Annotated in this window: 12 protein-coding genes; 5 read left to right on the top strand and 7 right to left on the bottom strand. The window is 50.9% G+C overall.

Annotated features, from left to right (window positions below; translation table 11 throughout):
* On the top strand, positions 1-1,467 hold a 1,467-nt coding region (locus tag DFR42_RS21650), incomplete at its 5' end, for a DUF4214 domain-containing protein (protein WP_146218941.1).
* Here DFR42_RS21650 and DFR42_RS21655 read toward each other — a convergent pair.
* From DFR42_RS21655 to edd, 5 genes are all read right to left on the bottom strand, one after another.
* Complete coding sequence (locus DFR42_RS21655; RefSeq protein WP_110257139.1) at positions 1,468-5,187, bottom strand: ATP-binding protein; 3,720 nt, start codon at positions 5,185-5,187, stop codon at positions 1,468-1,470.
* Between the two features lie 242 nt (positions 5,188-5,429).
* On the bottom strand, positions 5,430-8,216 hold the full coding sequence (gene ppc, locus DFR42_RS21660; RefSeq protein ID WP_211324390.1) for a phosphoenolpyruvate carboxylase: 2,787 nt from the start codon (positions 8,214-8,216) through the stop codon (positions 5,430-5,432).
* A 201-nt stretch (positions 8,217-8,417) separates the two neighbouring features.
* Positions 8,418-10,052 (bottom strand): glucose-6-phosphate isomerase, encoded by a 1,635-nt coding sequence (gene pgi, locus DFR42_RS21665; protein ID WP_110257140.1) that lies wholly within the window; start codon positions 10,050-10,052, stop codon positions 8,418-8,420.
* Between the two features lie 63 nt (positions 10,053-10,115).
* Positions 10,116-10,757, bottom strand: a complete 642-nt coding sequence (gene eda / locus DFR42_RS21670; RefSeq protein WP_110257141.1) for a bifunctional 4-hydroxy-2-oxoglutarate aldolase/2-dehydro-3-deoxy-phosphogluconate aldolase — start codon at positions 10,755-10,757, stop codon at positions 10,116-10,118.
* 22 nt (positions 10,758-10,779) lie between these two features.
* Positions 10,780-12,621 carry a phosphogluconate dehydratase gene (edd, locus tag DFR42_RS21675; RefSeq protein ID WP_110257142.1) on the bottom strand — a complete coding sequence of 614 codons (1,842 nt, stop codon included), beginning with the start codon at positions 12,619-12,621 and terminating at the stop codon, positions 10,780-10,782.
* A 382-nt stretch (positions 12,622-13,003) separates the two neighbouring features.
* Here edd and zwf point away from each other — a divergent pair, with 382 nt between their 5' ends.
* From zwf to DFR42_RS21690, 3 genes are read left to right on the top strand one after another with little or no spacing between them, the layout of a single operon-like run.
* Positions 13,004-14,464, top strand: a complete 1,461-nt coding sequence (gene zwf / locus DFR42_RS21680; RefSeq protein WP_110257143.1) for a glucose-6-phosphate dehydrogenase — start codon at positions 13,004-13,006, stop codon at positions 14,462-14,464.
* 14 nt (positions 14,465-14,478) lie between these two features.
* Positions 14,479-15,147, top strand: a complete 669-nt coding sequence (pgl, locus tag DFR42_RS21685) for a 6-phosphogluconolactonase (RefSeq protein ID WP_170133624.1) — start codon at positions 14,479-14,481, stop codon at positions 15,145-15,147.
* 11 nt (positions 15,148-15,158) lie between these two features.
* Complete coding sequence (locus DFR42_RS21690; protein ID WP_170133625.1) at positions 15,159-16,055, top strand: SIS domain-containing protein; 897 nt, start codon at positions 15,159-15,161, stop codon at positions 16,053-16,055.
* A gap of 283 nt (positions 16,056-16,338) precedes the next feature.
* Here the strand turns inward: DFR42_RS21690 and DFR42_RS21695 are convergent, their stop codons facing one another.
* Positions 16,339-17,229 carry a hypothetical protein gene (locus tag DFR42_RS21695; protein WP_110257146.1) on the bottom strand — a complete coding sequence of 297 codons (891 nt, stop codon included), beginning with the start codon at positions 17,227-17,229 and terminating at the stop codon, positions 16,339-16,341.
* 381 nt (positions 17,230-17,610) lie between these two features.
* On the opposite strand from DFR42_RS21695, the gene DFR42_RS21700 reads away from it, so the two are divergent.
* Positions 17,611-18,453: an HDOD domain-containing protein gene (locus DFR42_RS21700; RefSeq protein WP_110257147.1), complete on the top strand. Its 843-nt coding sequence runs from the start codon at positions 17,611-17,613 to the stop codon at positions 18,451-18,453.
* 15 nt (positions 18,454-18,468) lie between these two features.
* On the opposite strand, the gene ribA is transcribed toward DFR42_RS21700, so the two are convergent.
* Positions 18,469-19,101, bottom strand: coding sequence for a GTP cyclohydrolase II (gene ribA, locus DFR42_RS21705; protein WP_110257148.1), 633 nt, complete (start codon positions 19,099-19,101; stop codon positions 18,469-18,471).
* Between the last annotated feature and the right edge of the window lie 128 nt (positions 19,102-19,229).

Genomic DNA, 19,229 nt, shown 5'->3' on the forward strand with positions numbered 1-19,229 from the left:
AATACCGTGACGGCGATTGGCAGCACGAATTGGAACCTGCCTAATCAGATTCTGAGTGGTAACAACACCCTGAAGGTCAGGGTAGCGGATCTGGCTGGTAATAATGGAACAACACAACAACAAGCTTATTCCATACTCACTTACGCCGACAATACAAGCACCAAGCCTTCTGACAATACCATCCCAGGTACTGATCCTGACGCAGATGGCGATGGCATATTGCAAAGCATAGAAGCGGAAGTACCAAACTGGCTGGCGAATGGTATTGGTAATGGCAAGGGGGATGGTAATGGTGATGGCAAAGCAGATCAGTCACAAAAAGACGTTGGCTCCCTGCTATGGAACAACGGCAGTCTGGTCAATACCCATTATGTCACCGTGAGCGTTGATCAATCACTGGCCTTAGGCAAGGTCGCAACGACGGCCAGTCCATCGAATCTCCCCAGTGACTTGCAACTGCAATATGGTTTGATCACTAGTCAGGTCAATGGTGTGACTGCAGGTAGAGAGGTCAACCTATCTCTGTATACCGACAAGCTGGGATCGGTGAATGGCTACTGGGTACAGGACAATGCCGGTCACTGGAGCAACATCGCCAGCACAATCACAGAGGTGAATGGCAAGTTGAAAGTGGATTTCAAAATCACGGACGGTGGTTTATACGACAGTGATGGCAAAGTCGATGGCAAGATCAGCTTTAGAGGTGGACTGGGCTTTAAAACCAGCTCGCTTCCCGGCGACAGGGACGGCGACGGTATCCCGGATGCCATAGAAGCAAAAGTCGGTACCAAACTCGATGTCAAGGATAATGATGTCTTGCACCGCTCGGATTTGTTTGCCATGCAGTTGTACCGTGATGTGCTGTTCCGTGAAGCGGATACAGCCGGGCTGCAATACTGGCAGGGGCAGATAGAAACCGGCAAGATGAGTCGCGCCCAGATGGCTGCATCCTTCATGGAGTCAGTTGAATTCCAGACTGGCATAGGCGGTATCACACGTCTTTACTTCGGTGCCTTTGATCGCTTGCCTGACCGTGAGGGCCTGGCTTACTGGATGCAGGCACAGAAAGATGGCATGAACCTGTCCAAGATCAGCTCGTCCTTTGTGGCCAGTGCAGAATTCCAGAAAACCTATGGGGCGCTGGACAATACCGCCTTTGTGGACCGTGTCTATCAGAATGTCTTGCACCGTCCTTCGGATGCAGCAGGCAAGGCTTACTGGCTGGGACAACTGGGCAATGGCTTGAGCCGCGGCGACATGCTGGCAGGCTTTACGGAGTCGACCGAGTTCAAGGCCAATTCACAAGCCAAAGTGTCGTTAACGCTGGATTATGTGGGCTTGCTGGGACATGCGCCTGATCAGGCGACCTTTGATGCCTTGCTGGCGCAATCTGGCACGGATATCGTCACGCTCATTGGGCAATTTATGAACTCGCCGGAGTATTTGGCGAGGTTTATGGCTGGGTAATCAACTTTGCGTAGTTGCTGGCAGCAAAATATGTTTTTGCTGCTGCAACTGCAAAACTGTCATCGTTTGCGATATAGCCCGAAGCAATCCCTGCGCACCTTGCGCTGTTGCCATCTCCAAGGCATGGTCAAGTGTTTCGCGAGCCAGTTCAGGATTGCCATCTTGCATATGACATAAACTACTCAATCGCAGTAAATCTGCATGACAGTAATAGTCTTCGTATTTGTCGATTTCGCTTAGCGTCTTGTTCAACAAATACCTGGCTTCATCCCAGCAATGCAGTTTGATCAGGGTGCTGGCCAATACCCAACTTGCCGTAGTAGTACCAGCCCGGTAGGCATTATGTAAATTATCTGCTGCCTGTAAGGCAGGTGTAAAGTCTTTCAGCTTGCCGCCGCTTGCCTGCGCAGACAGATAAAACAGACTGTTCATGCTTTGCCATAAAGGGAAACCATACTGCGTACCCAGTTGCACCCCCTCCCCTGCCAATATGCTTACTTCATCTATTTGACCAGCAGTCCAGCACATAGCGGTATTAAAGGTCAGCATGAAACACAGGGCGTGACTCTTCTTGCGTTCGCGTGCAAGTAAGGTGCTTTCGAGTGCGAGGGCATACGCACTGTCATCATTCAGGAACCACAAGTTCCAGCACAGAAAAGCACGTATCAGTATTTCAAGGTCCTCGGCCCAGTATCGTTGCCTTTCTTCAAGGTTCAGTTCTCTGGCAATAGCTAATCCTTCTTGCTGATAATTGAGTGCCTCAACAAACAAGCCGCGCCAAAACAAGGAATTGCCGAGCGCAAAGCACGCCATCAAGCTCTTGGCGGGGGTATCCGCCAATTCTTCCAGTCTTCGCGCAATGCCCAGGCCATCGCTCTTGCCTTGCGAACTTCCACCCATGTATAAACCACTTAAGGCACGGAACAGGGCTTCGGTTTCTGCTTCACTGGGTGCAGACAAACCATTCAGACTATCGCATACAGCGCGGAATTGCTGATGCCCCAACTCTGAACCATAACCCTGGCAAAGCAAGGCTGCACCACCAACTGACAGGCGCAAAGATGTCTGTAAATGCTCTAACCCGGATTGCTGCTTTAAAACAATTTCCAGGGCCTTGCTGAAATGATGCAAGGCGTCCATGGCAAACTCATTCGCCAATGCTTTCTGACCACTAACCGTCCACCAGTCGACTGCTTCTTTCCAATGATGTGCTGCTTCAAAATGTCTCGCGATCTCGGCACTTGATATATCGGTATCTTTCAATAATTGCCCAGCCACTTGCTGATGCACAAGGCGTCTTTGTATCTCAGGGCAGCTCTGGTAGGCTGCATCGGCAATCAATGCGTGGACGAAATGATAGTAGCCTGGCTTTTTACTGACTTGTATCAATCTATAGGAAATGGCTAACTGCAACGGACCGTCAACGTCTGCATCCGGCACTATCTCATGCAAAATGCGTGCATTGAAGTTGTTACCAATGACAGCAGCCAATTGCAAAACTTTTTTGTAAGGGCCTAATTTATCCAGTTCGCTCTGCAGCAACTCTTTAACCGGTACCAGATAGTGTTGCCCATTCTCTGCGAGACTGAGCGTAAGGCGCTCAATAAACAGAGGGATACCACCACAATCAAGGGCTATGCGCGCATAGTCTTGTGCTGATAAAAGATGAGCCTGATCACACGCGGCAACCAATTGCTCTGCTGCATCCAAAGTCAAAGGGAATAAATCGGTGACGACTGGTGAGGCTCCCGCATATTCCAGCGGAGAATCCGGCCTTGTGGTTACCAACAACAAAAGGCGTTGATGCTCCAGGCAAGCGGCATAGCGCGCCAGAAATTCTCGCGTGGTGAAATCGGACCAATGAAAGTCGTCAATCAAGATCATGCAAGTATTTTTCTTGGACAATTGATCAAACAAAGTGCCTAACGCTGCAAATATCTGATTCTTGTTATCAACTTCCGCCAGCATGCTTTGATCAAACAAGGACAAGAAGGCATGCAAAGTCTCTTCCTCCGGCTCATAGCCAGGGATCAGTTGCTGCAATTGCTCTCTTATTTTTTCTGAAAATTCATTAACTCTGATGGATGTTAAACCAAACAATTCTGCCAGCGCGAGCCGTAAAGGCGCCAGTGATTGATGCTGATATTCGAGAGTGCAATAAATGCGTATGACACGGTTTCCAGCGGTATCAAGCCGACGTGCCAGTTCGCTGGCCAAACGAGTTTTTCCTATACCTGCATTGCCGCGCAAGACCAGCCATTGTGGTTGACCGCGACTGGCCTGCTCCCAGTACGCCATCAAGGCTTGCATTTCTTCTGTGCGACCTATCAAGGGAAGTTCCTGCTGGCTGTAGATAGCTGACACTTTTCTAGTTAATGTATACTTGTCTATGCCACAGGCATAGCGTTCATGCGCTTGCACTGGAACAGCATCGATAGCCAACCTATCCCTGATCTGAATGGCAACCACATCATCAAATACAAGACCACCTGCATCAGCAGCCCAGCAAAGCTCCTGCGACAATCTTGGCAAAGGACCAAGAAAGCGTATATCATCAAGGGAACACTGCACCTTGCCTGCGCAAATCCCTATGCGCAAGTGTTGTTGCGACTCGTCACTGAGCATGATTTCCTGAGCGGCATAAATACTCCTGAGAGCATCTTGTTCAGGTTCAGTATGCATACCAAAACTGGCATGAAAGCCTTGTCCCACTACAGCATTGCAACGCCCTCCCCACAACTTGATTTTTTCCTGTGCGTAGCTAAGCGACTGCTCTAGTTGAAGCAGCATTTCAGTATCAGTGCCACCAGCACTTTGCGACAGATCAAATTCCACATACACGATCGTTAACCAGCGTATTTCTGGTAACGCACTGGGAACAAGCTGCTCGATCAGATCTCGATTTCCGACTACTTCTGCGACAGTGGAAATGGGATTTTGCTGCAATAGATTGCGTGTTGCAGCAGAGGCGCGCGTACCAAAGGCAGACAGTAAATTCTGCTCCAATGCATACAATACAAAACTGGCACGTTTCAAATCACCATAGGCAAGCAACAGACGAATCAAATGTGCCGCAGTAGTTTCATTCAGGGAGTCCTGCTCCCACAGTTGATTCGCAATCGCTACTGCGGATGCGACACGTCCAGATTTCTCCTGTTCAAGACACAATCTTGATGCGAGATCACGCCAACGCGTTTTCAAATACTTGCGCGTCTGAGCTATCCAGGCATGTAATTCAATGCCCACATTGAGTTCAAGTCGCTCCAAAAAATCAAGATTCAATTGGGTTAGCCGCGGCTCAAAGCTCTTTACCAGCCAATCACAAAAAGCGACATGCTCGTCATCTGCTTGCCAGTCATTGAGCAACAAGGCAATATCTACATTGACGCGCTCATCAGAGAAAAAAGCAATGCTGTCTCGCCTGCTCTGAATTATCTGAGCCCCCACCGCACCATTAATGAGTTTGCTGAGATTACTGAGTACCTGACGTAAATTGGTAAGTGCTGCTGTCCCGCGCAAATCGGGCCAGAGTAAATCTGCCAACTGTTCCCTGGCTACCCATCGGCCATTAGCGACTGACAGGTAAGCCAGCAGATAAATGGCTTTGCGGTATTTTAGCTTCCCAGAGACATCCTCACCATTCACTTTCAACTGAAACGCCCCCAGAAAAGAAATATCTAGACGCGCTATGGGAACATCGGATAAAACTGAGCTATGCATGATCAAGTTCTGTGAATATTTTCACTAATAAATCAGGGTTAGCAGAACATGGATCTAAAACAAAGACCCTGTGTCCAACCCTAAAGCGACATATTATAAGTGATAAATATTCAAGCCGAACCTATCCATCTGCCTTGCACTTGAAGCTACGCAAGTACGGCGTGGATTTTTGATCGGCTATAAAAATATAAAAACCTCTCTTGTCACATACAAGAGAGGTTTTTGGCTGGAAATCCATTTCCTCAACCGCTATTACGCAAACCTGCAGCAATACCATTGATGGACAAATGTATGCCGCGATGCACCCTCTCATCATCGTCACCATTGCGATAACGCTCCAGCAATTCCACCTGCACGTGATTCAAAGGTGAGAGATAAGGGAAGCGATTGCGTATGGACCTTGCCAGCAGGGGATTCGCCGCAAGCAATTCATCCTGACCAGATATGGATTTTAATATTTCTATCGTTGCTTCATGCTCAGCCTGTATGCGCGGGAAGATGCGGTTGCGCAAAGACTCGTCCTTGACCAGCTGTGCATAACGGCTGGCGATGCCGATGTCGCTCTTGGCCAGCACCATTTCCATATTCGATAACACGGTACTGAAGAAAGACCATTCCTTGAACATGGCCTGCAGAGTCTGCAAACCGTTATCAGGATGCGTCTTCAGGTATGCTTGTACTGCTGAGCCAAAACCAAACCAGCCCGGCAACATCAAACGGCATTGCGACCAGCTAAATACCCACGGGATGGCGCGCAAGTCTTCTATCGCTGTCGATTTTTTGCGTGATGCCGGGCGGCTGCCTATATTCAAGCCTGCAATCTCAGAAATGACTGTCGATTCCCAGAAATATTTCTCGAACCCTTCAGTCTCATAGACCAGATTGCGGTAAGCTTTGAAGGCGTGGTCAGACAATTCTTCCATCGCTGACAGAAATTCAGGCTTGGGTGCGGTTTCAGTATGGGCCAGCAAACTGGCTTCCATGGTTGCCGCAGCCAACACTTCGAGATTACGTCTACCCACTTCAGGATTACCATATTTGGCAGTAATCACCTCGCCTTGCTCAGTCAGGCGAATTTGCCCTTGCACTGCACCGGCAGGCTGTGCCAGGATAGCCTGATAGCTGGGGCCGCCGCCACGACCTACCGAACCACCACGTCCGTGGAACAGGCGCAGGCGCACCTGGTGCTTGGCGAATACGTCTATCAGATCAAGCTCCGCCTTATACAATTCCCAGCCTGAAGTCAGGAAACCGCCATCCTTGTTGCTGTCTGAGTAACCGAGCATGACTTCCTGGGCATTACTGCGACTTGCCAGCAAGCGTGCATAAGCCGGTATGCCAAACAACCTGTCCATGACAGGCGCGCTGTTTTGCAAATCGCCTATGGTTTCAAACAACGGGATGATGTTGACATCCACACGGCCCTCAGCCGGATGCAGCAGACCAGACTCTTTCAGCAGCAAGGCCAATTCCAGCATGTCAGACACACCATCGGTCTTGGAGATAATGCAGTTTGGCACTGCACCCTTGCCATAGCGTTGTTGCGCAGTGAACGCAGCGCGGTAAATTGCCAGCTCGGACTGGGTTTCTTCCGAATATGTCAGATAAGGCGAAGCCAGCGGACGGGCTGAACTGATCTCTTTAATCAGGACTTCTATGCGCTGGTCTTCATCCAAATCCAGGTACTTCAGTTCAGGATTGGCTGCTTGCAGCAATTCATGCACTACGCGTTCATGCACATCTGAATTCTGGCGCAAATCCACAGGTGCCAGATAAAAACCAAATACCTTGACTGCACGGCGCAAGTGGCGCAAACGGCCACGCGTGATTGCGGCAGAACCATTGGCATACAGTGAGTGGTGAACGATATCCAGATCAGCAGCCAGTTCTTCTGCCGTTGCATAAGGTTCGGCGATACCACTGGGGTGTATCACTGGCTCCAGATCCAGCAATTGCTTATAGGTCGCTGACAGGCGCGCATACACGCCGCTGATGGCCAGACGATAAGGCTCGTCTGAGCGGTGCGGCGAATGATCGGGTGAACGCTCAGCCAATGCCAGCAAGTCATCAGAGACTTTCACCAGCAAATTCGCCATCGATAACTGCGAACCCAGGGTATGCAATTCATCGAGATAAAATTTAAAGGCACGGGTGGCCTGCATGGCCAGGGTCTTTTCCAGCACAGTGGCCGTGACGAAAGGGTTACCATCACGGTCGCCGCCTATCCAGCTCCCCATTTTCATGAAACTGGGCAACTCATGCTGGGCAAGCGCGGCATCTTTGCTTGCTAATAAATCTTCCAGGCCCGCATACAGATGCGGCAACTCGCGCAGGAAGGTGTAGTCGTAAAAACTCAGGCCATTTTCGACTTCATCGAGCACTGACAATTTGGAAGTGCGCAGCATACGTGTCTGCCATAGAGTCAGCACAGCACGACCCAGGGCTTCATCATTGGCTGCCGATTCTTCCGGTGTCAGTTGCATGCGGTCACGCTCGTCAAGCAGGCGGGTAATCACCATCTGGCAATTCAGGATACTCTTGCGCTGCACTTCTGTAGGGTGGGCAGTCAAGACCGGAAACACTTGTGCAGTCTCAAAAAAATCCAGTAACTGCTGGCTGCTATGACCTGTGTTGTACAGTGCTTCTATGGTATGCGCCAGGCTACCCTGGCGCGGCGCAGAACCTGCAATCAAATGCGCACGAGTACGGCGTATGTGATGCTGGTCTTCTGCCAGATTGACCAGATGTGAAAAATAACTGAAGGCGCGTATGACTTGCGTGGTCTGGTCATTGGTCAGTGTATCCAGTGTGGTTTCCAGCTCGGCGCGCGCAGCTTCATCGGCGTCACGGCGAAAGCGTATGGAATTCTGGCGCACCTGTTCAATGAGATCGAATACTTCATCACCATGCTGGTTTCTTACCGTGTCGCCTAATATGCGGCCCAGCCTGCGTATGTCTTCACGCAAGCTCTGGTCTTTGTCGTCGCTGATATCGTTCATTTTTAATTGCGGATGTAGGTGGGCATTCATGCTGACAAATTCTACGGTAAGGATAAAAACAGATCGATGAAAATTCTTGTGCGTCTGAAGTGGCAATATATTTACAACTGCGAAGACGCAGCTCTACAGAGTAAGCAACTGCCTTGACAGCATGCTTACACCTTCATATAAATTTAATATATCAAATACATTGAGGCTCGCCTACAACACCAAGGCGTCAGAAATGAAACGCTAAGCGGCCTTTTTTAATTTATGACTACGGCCAACTGCCATCAACAAACCCTTGGTTGAACTATCGTAATCTTCCTTGACTGCACTTGGATCAAGACTGATCAATTGCTGCGCCAGCGACTTACCCAACTCCACACCCCATTGATCAAAGGCATTGATATCCCAGATCACGGATTGCACAAACACCTTGTGTTCATACAGTGCAATCAAGGCACCCAAAGAACGTGGTGTAAGAGAATCCAGCAAGACCGTCGAGGTCGGGCGATTGCCTTCAAATACTCGCGGTGCCAATACCTTGTCAGGCAGATCACCAAGTTCAGCGCGTACTTCCTGCATGCTCTTACCCCAGGCCATGGCCTTGGATTGTGCAAAGCAATTTGCCAGCAGCGCCTGATTGTGACCCGGCAAACCAGCATCATCATCAGCGACTACGATAAAATCGGTAGGGATAATCGTTGCACCCTGATGCAATAACTGGAAATAAGCATGCTGGCCATTGGTGCCGGCTTCGCCAAACAATATAGGTGAAGTCGTGTAATCAACTCGCTGGCCTTCACGCGTGACGGACTTGCCATTGCTTTCCATTTCCAGTTGCTGCAAGTAAGCAGGCAAGCGCGTCATGCGCTGGTGGTAAGGTGCAATCGACAGTGCTTGCAAGCCAAGAAAATTGATATTCCACACGCCTATCAAGGCCATCAATACTGGCAGGTTTTGTTCCAGCGGTGCCTGGGCGAAATGCAGGTCCATTTCATGCGCGCCTGCCAGCATTTCTTCAAAACGGTCTGCGCCTACATACAAGGCAATCGACAGGCCAATCGCGCTCCACATGGAATAACGGCCACCGGCCCAGTTCCAGAATGGGAAGACATTTTCAGGGGCGATACCAAAATCAGCAGCAGCTTTGACATTAGTGCTCAGTGCCACGAAATGCTGGCGTATCTGATCGACCGGGCAACCGTGCGATAACATCCATTCACGCGCAGTGCGGGCATTGGTCAGGGTCTCCATGGTCGAGAAGGTCTTGGAGGCCACTACGAACAAAGTCGTTTCAGGATCAGCATTGGCCAGCGCGTCAGCCACATGACGGCCATCAACATTGGAGACGAAATGCAGGGACAGGTTTTTTTGCGACCACGGTGCCAAAGCGATGCAAGCCATTTGCGGGCCAAGGTCTGAACCACCGATACCAATATTGACGATAGTGCGTATGGCTTTGCCGGTATAGCCCTGCCAGCGCCCTTCCCTTACCGCATCGCTGAACGTCCGCATTTGCGCCAGCACCTGGTGCACATCGGCAGCAATGTTTTCACCATTCAAATCAAAGGATTCGCCTTTAGGCAAGCGCAGTACCGTGTGCAAGACAGCACGGTTTTCCGTCTGGTTGATCGCTTCACCGCGCAGCATCGCGTCGCGGCGTGACTCTACATCTTGCTGCCTGGCCAATGCCAGCAAATTCAACTTTGCTGTCGTGTCTATGCGCTGCTTGGAGTAATCAAGCATGATGCCGCAGGCAGAAGCTGAAAAATGCGCAAAGCGCTGAGGATCAGCACGAAACAAATCTTTCAGGTTGGGCATGTTGGTGGCACGTTGCTGCAACAAACCCCAGATAGGAGTACGCGATACGGAAGTGACCATAATCTTGCTTATAGACGAAAAGTGATGAGTGAAAGTGCTAAAAAATATTATTCCAAACTGTATTTACTTCTTGCCTGCTGCGGCAGCGGCTGCCGCCAGCGCGCCAATCGCCGCCCAGTCACCCGCATTAATCAGAGACGCAGGACACATCCACGAACCGCCCACGCACAGGATATTGGATTGCTGCAATAGCGCTGGCGTCGCCTCCACTGTGACACCACCGGTCAGGCAGAATTTCACATCCGGGAAAGGACCGCCCAGCGCCTTTGCCATTTTGGTGGCACCGACGATATCAGAAGGGAAAAGTTTGACGACATTGAAGCCATGCTCCAGCGCCAGCATCAGGTCACTCGCACCACCAACGCCAGGGAAGTATGGCAGGCCAGAATCAGCAGCCGCTTTTGCCAGCACAGGCGTGATACCAGGGCTGATACCAAAAGCCGCACCCGTTTCTTTGACTGCATCCAGCTGCGCTTGTGTCAGTATCGTACCCGCACCCACCGTCACAGTCGGGCAAGCCTTGACGACTTCGCGCAAGACTGTCATGGCATTTGGCGTGCGCAAAGTAATTTCCACGGCTGGCAAACCATTCTCTGCCAGCGTAGTCACACAGCGTATGGCCTGATCGACATCATCAGTAACGAGGATAGGCAATACGCGGATTTGTTCCAGTTGGGCGATGATGTTTGTTTTACTCAAGCTCATGATGGGTTTCGCTTTTAGAAAATTAATCTATAAAAAGAGTGGATGCGCCATGCTCAGGTGCTGTCACGACACGACGCTGTGCGGCAAACAAATCGCGCCCATAACCGAAAGTGACTTCCTTGCTGAGTTCACGCACGGCGCGCTGTGACCAGACATCGGCATCCACCAGGGCACGCAATTCGCCAGTGTGTACATTGAGTTCAACCACATCACCATCACGCACTTTACCCAGCGGGCCGCCTTGTGCAACTTCCGGACTGACATGCAGAGCCGCTGGCACTTTGCCAGATGCACCGGACATACGACCATCTGTCACCAGCGCAACCTTATAACCTGCCGACATCAGACTGCCCAATACGGGAGTGAACTGATGCAGCTCAGGCATGCCATTCGCCTGTGGCCCCTGGAAGATGACGACAGCAACGAAATCCATATTCAGCTCACCTGCTTTATAGGCCTTGACCAGAGCATCCTGCGATTCAAATACTTTTGCCGGTGCCTTGATGATCCATGCATCCTCAGGTACGGCAGAAGCCTTGACGATGGCACGACCCAGATTGCCATGCAATAAACGCAGGCCACCGGTTGGTGCAAATGGATCAGTCACATTACGAACGACTGTAGTGTCAGTCGATTCTGCGGGTAAGGCCTCCCATTTGACTTTGCCATCTTCAGTCAATACAGGGCGGCTGGTATGTGAATTCAATCCATCATCGCCATAGACTGTCATGACATCGGCATGCATGAGCCCAGCCGACAGCAATTCGCGTATCACAAAGACCGGGCCGCCGGCATCTTCAAAGGCATTCACGTCTGCAGTGCCGTTGGGATAAACGCGTGTCAGCAAAGGGATAACGGATGACAACTCATCAAAATCCTGCCAGTCTATGATGATGCCAGCCGCGCGGGCTACGGCAATCCAGTGGATAGTATGATTGGTGGACCCACCTGTCGCCAGCAGTGCGATGACGGCATTGACGATGGTTTTTTCATTGACCAGCTGGCCTATGGGTTTGTAGTTGCCGCTTTGCTCTGTCAATTGCAGGACACGCTCTACTGCTGCATCTGTCAGCACGCTGCGCAATGGGTCACCAGGGTGGACAAAGGCTGCACCCGGCAGATGCAGACCCATGGCTTCCAGCAGCATCTGGTTGCTGTTGGCTGTGCCATAAAAAGTACAGGTGCCTGCGCTATGGTAGGCAGCGCTTTCTGCGGCGAGTAATTCTTCCTTGGTCGCCTTGCCTTGAGCATAGCGCTCACGCACTGCGGCTTTTTCTTTGTTCGACAAACCAGAGCCCATCGGGCCTGCTGGTATGAAGATGGTAGGCAGGTGACCAAAGGCCAGCGCACCTATCAGCAAGCCGGGTACGATCTTGTCGCAGATACCGAGGCAAAGCGTCGCATCGAAAGCATCATGGGTCAGCGCCACTGCAGTCGCCTGGGCAATCACATCACGTGAAAACAGCGAGAGCTCCATACCGGGACGGCCCTGAGTCACGCCATCACACATGGCAGGCACGGCACCTGCCACTTGCGCAGTACCACCAAAGCGCAGGGCTGTCTGGCGTATCTGCGCTGGATAATGTTCATACGGCTGATGTGCCGACAACATATCGTTGTAGGCAGTAACGATGCCGATATTGGGTTTTTGCGCCTGATTGAGCCAGATCTTGGTGCCGCTGTCCATTGCCGCATTGGCATGCGCCTGATTAGCACAGGACAGGCTGGCACGACGCGGGCCGCGGCCACGCATTTGCTCCAACTGGGAAAGATAAGTACTGCGCAAGGTTTTGCTGCGCTCTGTAATGCGCTGTGTGACCTTGTCGATAACAGGATGCAACGCAGTGGATGGGGATGTCGTCATATAACACCTGTGACCCGTTCGGGCGAAAAATAAGAAAGCTGTCGTAATACTGAATCAATGCCAACAAAGATAGCATAAATCCCTTCATTTCTGTAACAAACTTTCAGTATTTTGATAATTAGCTGTTTTTTTTGGCAAAAACTTCAAATTTATCGTAATGAAACTACATTTTTGAATATTTTCTGGCATAATCAGGATAAATCACTATCATCAATGTAGTACATCTTTTGCAATGCATGAGAAAGCACTAGTAAGCATAAGTAAGCAGCGCAAAGAAAAGAGCAATCTCAAGCTATACCGCGGAACACACAGAACGTACGGGAACATATACCCGCCGTCTGTACCGCACCCAACATAACAACCAACACAACACGGAGTCAGCATGACCACATTTGTCTTATTTGGCGGCACCGGCGACCTTGCCAAGCGCAAGATCATCCCTGCTTTGTATAGCGCATTTGTGAATGGCAGGCTGGATCAGGATTTCAAATTCATCGGTGCTGCACGCGAAAAATTGACGGATGAAGAATTCCGCGTGCGTGTCGCCGCCGCCATAGAATCTTATGCGGCCAATGTAGATGGTGCGACAGAAGAAAAACGTGCCGCTTTCCTGGCGACTACGCATTATTCAAAAATTGACGCACGCATCCCTGAAGATTTTGCTGCGCTGAAAAGTGGCCTGCAAACCAGCGAAACCAACGCCACCCTGTTTTATCTGGCGACTGGCCCGGACATCTTTATCCCCGTGGTTGAGCAATTGTCCAAGCATGGCCTGGTTGAAGGCAATGCCCGTGTCGTGGTCGAGAAACCATTAGGCCGTGATGCCCAGTCTGCCAAGGAAATCAATCAGTCCCTGCGTTCCTACCTGAACGAAAACCAGATTTACCGTATCGATCATTACCTTGGTAAAGAGATGGTGCAAAATCTGCTGGCGCTGCGCTTTGCCAATTCTTTCCTTGAGCCTTTGTGGAACCGCAAATGGATACAGGATGTGCAAATCTCTATCTCTGAACAAGTAGGTGTGGAATCACGTGGTGATTTCTACGACCACACTGGTGCGCTGCGTGACATGGTACAAAACCATTTGCTGCAACTGGTCTCCATCGTCGCCATGGAACCACCGGTAAATGCCAACCCGGACGCGATACGCGATGAAAAAGTCAAAGTCTTGCGCGCCCTGCACAAGTTCACGCCGGATGAAGTCAGCAAGAAAACCGTGCGCGGCCAATACCGTGCCGGTGCTGTTGATGGCAAACCGGTTATCGCTTACCAGAATGAGCCGGGCGTGCCACCGTCTTCACGCACTGAAACCTTTGTCGCCATCCGCGCAGAGATAGACAACTGGCGCTGGGCTGGTGTACCTTTCTACCTGCGTACAGGCAAGCGCATGGCCAGCCGTAGTGCTGAAATCACGATCAATTTCAAACCTATTCCCTACTCCATTTTCGGCAAATCGCAAGGGCCTTTGCGCTCTAACCGTCTGGTGATTTCTTTGCAGCCAGAAGAAAGCGTGCAACTGTATATGAAGGCCAAAGAGCCTGGCGAAGGTATACGTTTGTCTGATGTTGCACTGAACCTGGACTTTGCTGAAGTGTCGAATTCACGCCGCGTTGAATCTTATGAGCGCCTGTTGCTTGATGCCATGCATGGTGACCTGACCCTGTTCGTGCGTGACGATGAACTGAGTGCAGCCTGGGCCTGGATAGACCCTATCATGAGCGCCTGGCAAAACGACAGCGAAGGTCTCAAGTCATATATCTCCGGTAGTTGGGGCCCTTCTGCTGCCAGTTATTTGCTGGCACAGCATGGAGCAGCCTGGGGTGAAGAATTCGTTGAAAGCTAAGCGATAAAATGACCATGAAATACCATAATTTTGACAACTTCACGGCACTGACCGAAGCCCTGAGCCAGCAATGGCTGGATGTGATACAGACCACGCCTGATGGCAGCAGCTTTGCCCTGGCTGGCGGCTCCACGCCTGCGCCTGTGTATCAGCGCCTTGATCAGTTGCTATCGAATATAGATGCGCACAATCCCATCAAGCTGGTGGCCACTGACGAACGCTGGGTGCCGGATCAGGACACGCAAAGCAACGAAGGCTTGTTCCGTCGTTGCCTGTCTGGCTCTGCTGCAGGCAAACGCTGGCAACTGGTGTCCCTGAAAAATGCTTCCAGTACGCCGGAAGTGGCGACCGAAGCCATCAGTGTGCGCCTGAATGAGCAGTTGCCACAAGCCTTCAGTGCCGTCTTGCTGGGCATGGGTGCGGACGGACATATCGCCTCCCTCTTCCCTGGTGCACCTACCCAGCATGATGACCTGGCTTGCCTGGCGGCTGTACATCCGCAAACCCGCCAGAGCCGTATGTCATTGTCTTTGCCGCGCTTGCTCAATACCAAGCGCATCTGGCTGGTCATCACTGGCGCAGAAAAACGTCAAGTGCTGGAACAGGCGATAGAAAATAATCTGCCGGTTGCGTCCTTGCTGCGTGAAGCAGGCTGTACCATAGATGTTTTCTGGTGTCCGTAAAACTTATGTATATGGCCAATCCGCTCTCTGACAATAAGCCCAACACGCCTCCTGAAAAAGGCTTGCTGGCTCGCATACGCACTGCCAGCACGGCCTTGAGCCGTGCTGAGCGCCAGGTGGCAGAATTTTTACTGCAAAAGCCGCATGACGCATTGGAGATGTCGATACGGGTTCTGGCCCAGGCGTGTGATGTCAGCGAACCCACCGTGGCCCGCTTTGCCCAGAGCATGGGTTTTGATGGCTTCAAAACCTTCAAGCTGGCCTTCGCCAAGAGCCTGGCAACTGGCATCCCTTTCCTGCATCTGGATGTTAACCAGGCTGACCATGTACGGGATGTCTTGCCCAAGGTTTTTGACCGCACTATCGCCGCATTGATGGAAGCCCGCAATAATGCCAATACCGCGACCTTTGAAGCCGCAGTCAGCCTGCTGGCGCGGGCCCGCCGCATAGAATGTTATGGCTTGGGTTATTCCGGCGCGCTAGCAATTGATGCACAGTTGAAATTTTTTCGTTTTGGCATACCGACGACGGTATTTTGCGATGCCCATTTGCAGGCACAATCTGCCACTTTGTTGAATAGCGATTGCGTCGTCGTGGCATTTTCCCGCACAGGCCGCACGCGTGACCTGATCGACAGTGTACAACTGGCCAAACAGGCAGGTGCCAAGATACTGGTATTGTGTGCCAGTGGCGGCCCGCTGGCAGAGCTGGCTGATGTACATATCGGTGTCGATGTGGAAGAAGATCCTGACATCTACACCCCCATGACTTCTCGCCTCGCGCATCTGACTTATATCGATGCACTGGCAGTGGCTGTTACCCTATTGCGTGGCCCCGCCGCCATCGACATGCTGGAAAGAGCCAAGGCCAGCATCAGTGAAAAACGCCTCGTGCCTAAAATAGGCTGAAGCTTATTTAGAACTCATTTCATAAATAGGATGAGTGCGAACAAGACGATTTGGGATGCAGTGCAAGGCGTGACGCGCTGCTAAGGCGTCCGCCTTTGCAAGCGGCGCAACGCTGCAATGCGCCCAAATCGTCAGTTCCCGAAGGGTTTGCCTCATAACGCGCGCTGGACTGCGTTGGACTCGTTGTCAATAGCACCGCTATTGACTGCCTCGTCCGCCTTGCCAGCCCACGTTATGAGGCAAACGCATCTCACCCTATTTATGAAATGAGTTCTAATTACATTTAATCACAAGCGCCTACTGCACTGCACGCAGGAAAAGTCTTTTGCTTTTTCTGCGTAGTGCACTTGCCAGCTTTGGCATCGCAGCTAATGGTGTAGGTGGTTTCCAATACCTCGACCCAGCTACCAATCTCACACTGCTGCGCATCTTTTTCCTTGCCTTTGAAGTCAGATTCGCTGCGCGTCAATAACTGTATCGTGCCGGGCTTGACAGGCTTTACAGGTTTCATTTCGAAGCTTTGCGCCTGGTCCTGAAATTTTGCAGTCAGATAAGCTTTACCATTCTGTTTCAAATCAAAAATAGTATAGCCATCACCGGGTGCATCTCCCATGCAACTCTGCTGCTTACCTACCGCAATGCGCATGCTGGTATCTGGCAGGGCCTGGCTCTTGCTGTCGATATCTGCCAATTTCTTCATGTCGCTTTTGGCAAAAAAGACTGAGCGAAATTGATCCACGCCAGCATCAATATCATTGCTATGTGCCGTCAACACTTCGCGCAGTTGCAGCGAGACATGTTCGCCAAGATCTTCAAACTCGATCTGCACTACCCCTTGCGGCAAAGGTGGCAAGTCTTCACCTGCCCTTTCTATGCCATATGATTTCAGTTGCCGCGCATTAAACTCATCAATCAATTTACGCAACGCAGCCTCATCATAAGTTTTCATTTTCGCTTGCAGGTCGCCTATAAAACTATCCGCTGTTTCCGCTATAGCTGGCTTTACTGGCGGCGCATTCACCGTCGTGCTGGCAGCAACTGAGGCGGCAACGGCTTCAGAAGAAGCAGATGCTTGCAGGTCTTCAGCCTGCTTTTTACCGCAAGCACAGAGTGCGATGCAAATCACGGCTAATTGAATAAATCCTGTGAATCTGGATGCCTGGAAGGAAAACATGTCTTTGAGCCCGATGATATACAAACAAGAAATTGATTTTAAATCCAGTCAGACTTTATTGCTCATAAATGATGGCGAGGGAGTGACTATAAAGCGACGATACCCCATGGCATAGCCCGGGAAAATCAGGTAGCTGGAATAGCATAGCCGCGGCAAGCATGCGGGCACACCGCTTTTCATCCAGATAATCACGCCAATTATTTTCCCACCCAGAGCCAGAGAGATTGATTTTGCTGTCAAACAATTCGACTTTGACACCATTGCCTTGATCACGATTTGCTTTCTGATTTTTGTAGCAAATTGACACAGATAAGAAAAATACAAGTCTGTTCTTGATATTTCTGGCAAGCTATAAGAATATTCTTCATAGGAGCCAGATCAATGAATCCCATCTCTCTTGCCCAGATTATTGACAGCGTCCAGGATTTGCCTACCTTGCCTGCCATCGTGATGGAATTGCTGAATAATATTGATGATGAAGAATTGAATATGCATGAGCTGGCACAAAAGGTCAGCCATGATATGGCATTGACGGCCAAGACCCTGCGCTACGCGAACTCGCCCTATTACGCCACCATGATCAAGGTGACGACGGTACAGCAGGCGATTTCATTGCTGGGCTTAAGTACGGTACGGCAAATCGTCATGACTGCGGCATTGACTGGCTGTTTCCCTGAAAATAATTGCCAGGGGTTTAGCCATAAGGAATTCTGGCGGCACTCAAATGCAGTCGCCATCGCCGCCCGCATATTGGCGCGCCGGCTCAATTTCAATGTTGATGTCGCTTTCACGGCTGGCTTGTTGCACGACATAGGCGCACTGGTATTGGCTACCTGCTATAGCGAGGCTTATGAACATGTGCTGGCACAGCGCGAAGAATTGCAAGCGACACAATTTGAAACCGAAAAACAGATATTGGGAATTGATCACGCCCTGGTTGGCGAAACCCTGGCTGTGCAGTGGAATTTTTCAGAAGTCATGATCAAGGCCATCGCTGGTCATCATCACCCGGAAAAACCGGGCCTGGGCTTTCTGGCGACCATCATCCATGTCGCAGATGGGATAGCCCACGCACTGGGTGTGACAACCTCGCCCGACCTGGCCCCACCAGAAATCACTGGCCAATCGTGGGAAAGCCTGGGACTTGACCAGGCTTTGTTCGATGAAGTGCTGGCAGAAGCTGCCATAGAATTTGAAAAACTGCAGGAAGCAGTCGAGGTGTGAGTGTAGGCCTTGATTCTACAAATCTGGCTGTATCAAATGCCCCAGCTTAGTGGCCTTGGTACTCAGATAGCGCTCATTATAGGGATTGCGTTTAACGATCAGGGGCACATGCTCCTGCACCCTGACGTTCATGCCTTCCATCGCAGAAATCTTGCGCGGGTTATTGGTCATCAGGCGTACAGACTCAATACCCAGATGTTTGAGCATGGGGTCACACAGGCTGTAGTCGCGCAGGTCCGCAGCAAAACCCAGCTTTTGATTGGCTTCTACTGTATCGGCGCCCTCGTCTTGCAGATGATAGGCACGTACTTTGTTGAGCAAACCTATGCCGCGCCCTTCCTGGCGCAGATACAGCAAGGCACCACGCCCTTCCTGGGCGATTTTTTGCAGGGCCAGTTCCAGTTGCGGGCCACAGTCACAGCGCTTGCTGAACAAGGCATCACCGGTCAGACATTCTGAATGTATGCGCGCCAGCACGGGCTGACCATCAGCCACATCGCCAAGAGTCAGGGCGATGTGTTCTTTGCCTGTTGCCGTTTCGACAAAGGCGTGCATGCGGAAAGTTGCCCAGGTCGTGGGCAGATTACAGGAATCAACATATTCCAGGGCCTGTTCATCTAATTTGACAGGCTGGTCATTGCTTAACATACAATTCTCGCGGATTCTTTTTATGGATTTATTGCCTAGCATAGTGCCATCAGTGGCTTTGATTACATCGGCCAAGGCTAGAGTATAAACGAGACAGGCATTTTCTACCTGCCACTGCGAACGGGCGT

It is taken from the genome of Undibacterium pigrum (assembly GCF_003201815.1).
GTDB classification, from domain to species: domain Bacteria; phylum Pseudomonadota; class Gammaproteobacteria; order Burkholderiales; family Burkholderiaceae_D; genus Undibacterium; species Undibacterium pigrum.

Coding starts and splice junctions, on each gene's coding strand:
- DFR42_RS21655 (WP_110257139.1), bottom strand. CDS start 5,187: ATGCATAGCTCAGTTTTATCCGATGTTCCCATAGCGCGTCTAGATATT.
- ppc (WP_211324390.1), bottom strand. CDS start 8,216: ATGAATGCCCACCTACATCCGCAATTAAAAATGAACGATATCAGCGAC.
- pgi (WP_110257140.1), bottom strand. CDS start 10,052: ATGGTCACTTCCGTATCGCGTACTCCTATCTGGGGTTTGTTGCAGCAA.
- eda (WP_110257141.1), bottom strand. CDS start 10,757: ATGAGCTTGAGTAAAACAAACATCATCGCCCAACTGGAACAAATCCGC.
- edd (WP_110257142.1), bottom strand. CDS start 12,621: ATGACGACATCCCCATCCACTGCGTTGCATCCTGTTATCGACAAGGTC.
- zwf (WP_110257143.1), top strand. CDS start 13,004: ATGACCACATTTGTCTTATTTGGCGGCACCGGCGACCTTGCCAAGCGC.
- pgl (WP_170133624.1), top strand. CDS start 14,479: ATGAAATACCATAATTTTGACAACTTCACGGCACTGACCGAAGCCCTG.
- DFR42_RS21690 (WP_170133625.1), top strand. CDS start 15,159: ATGGCCAATCCGCTCTCTGACAATAAGCCCAACACGCCTCCTGAAAAA.
- DFR42_RS21695 (WP_110257146.1), bottom strand. CDS start 17,229: ATGTTTTCCTTCCAGGCATCCAGATTCACAGGATTTATTCAATTAGCC.
- DFR42_RS21700 (WP_110257147.1), top strand. CDS start 17,611: ATGAATCCCATCTCTCTTGCCCAGATTATTGACAGCGTCCAGGATTTG.
- ribA (WP_110257148.1), bottom strand. CDS start 19,101: ATGTTAAGCAATGACCAGCCTGTCAAATTAGATGAACAGGCCCTGGAA.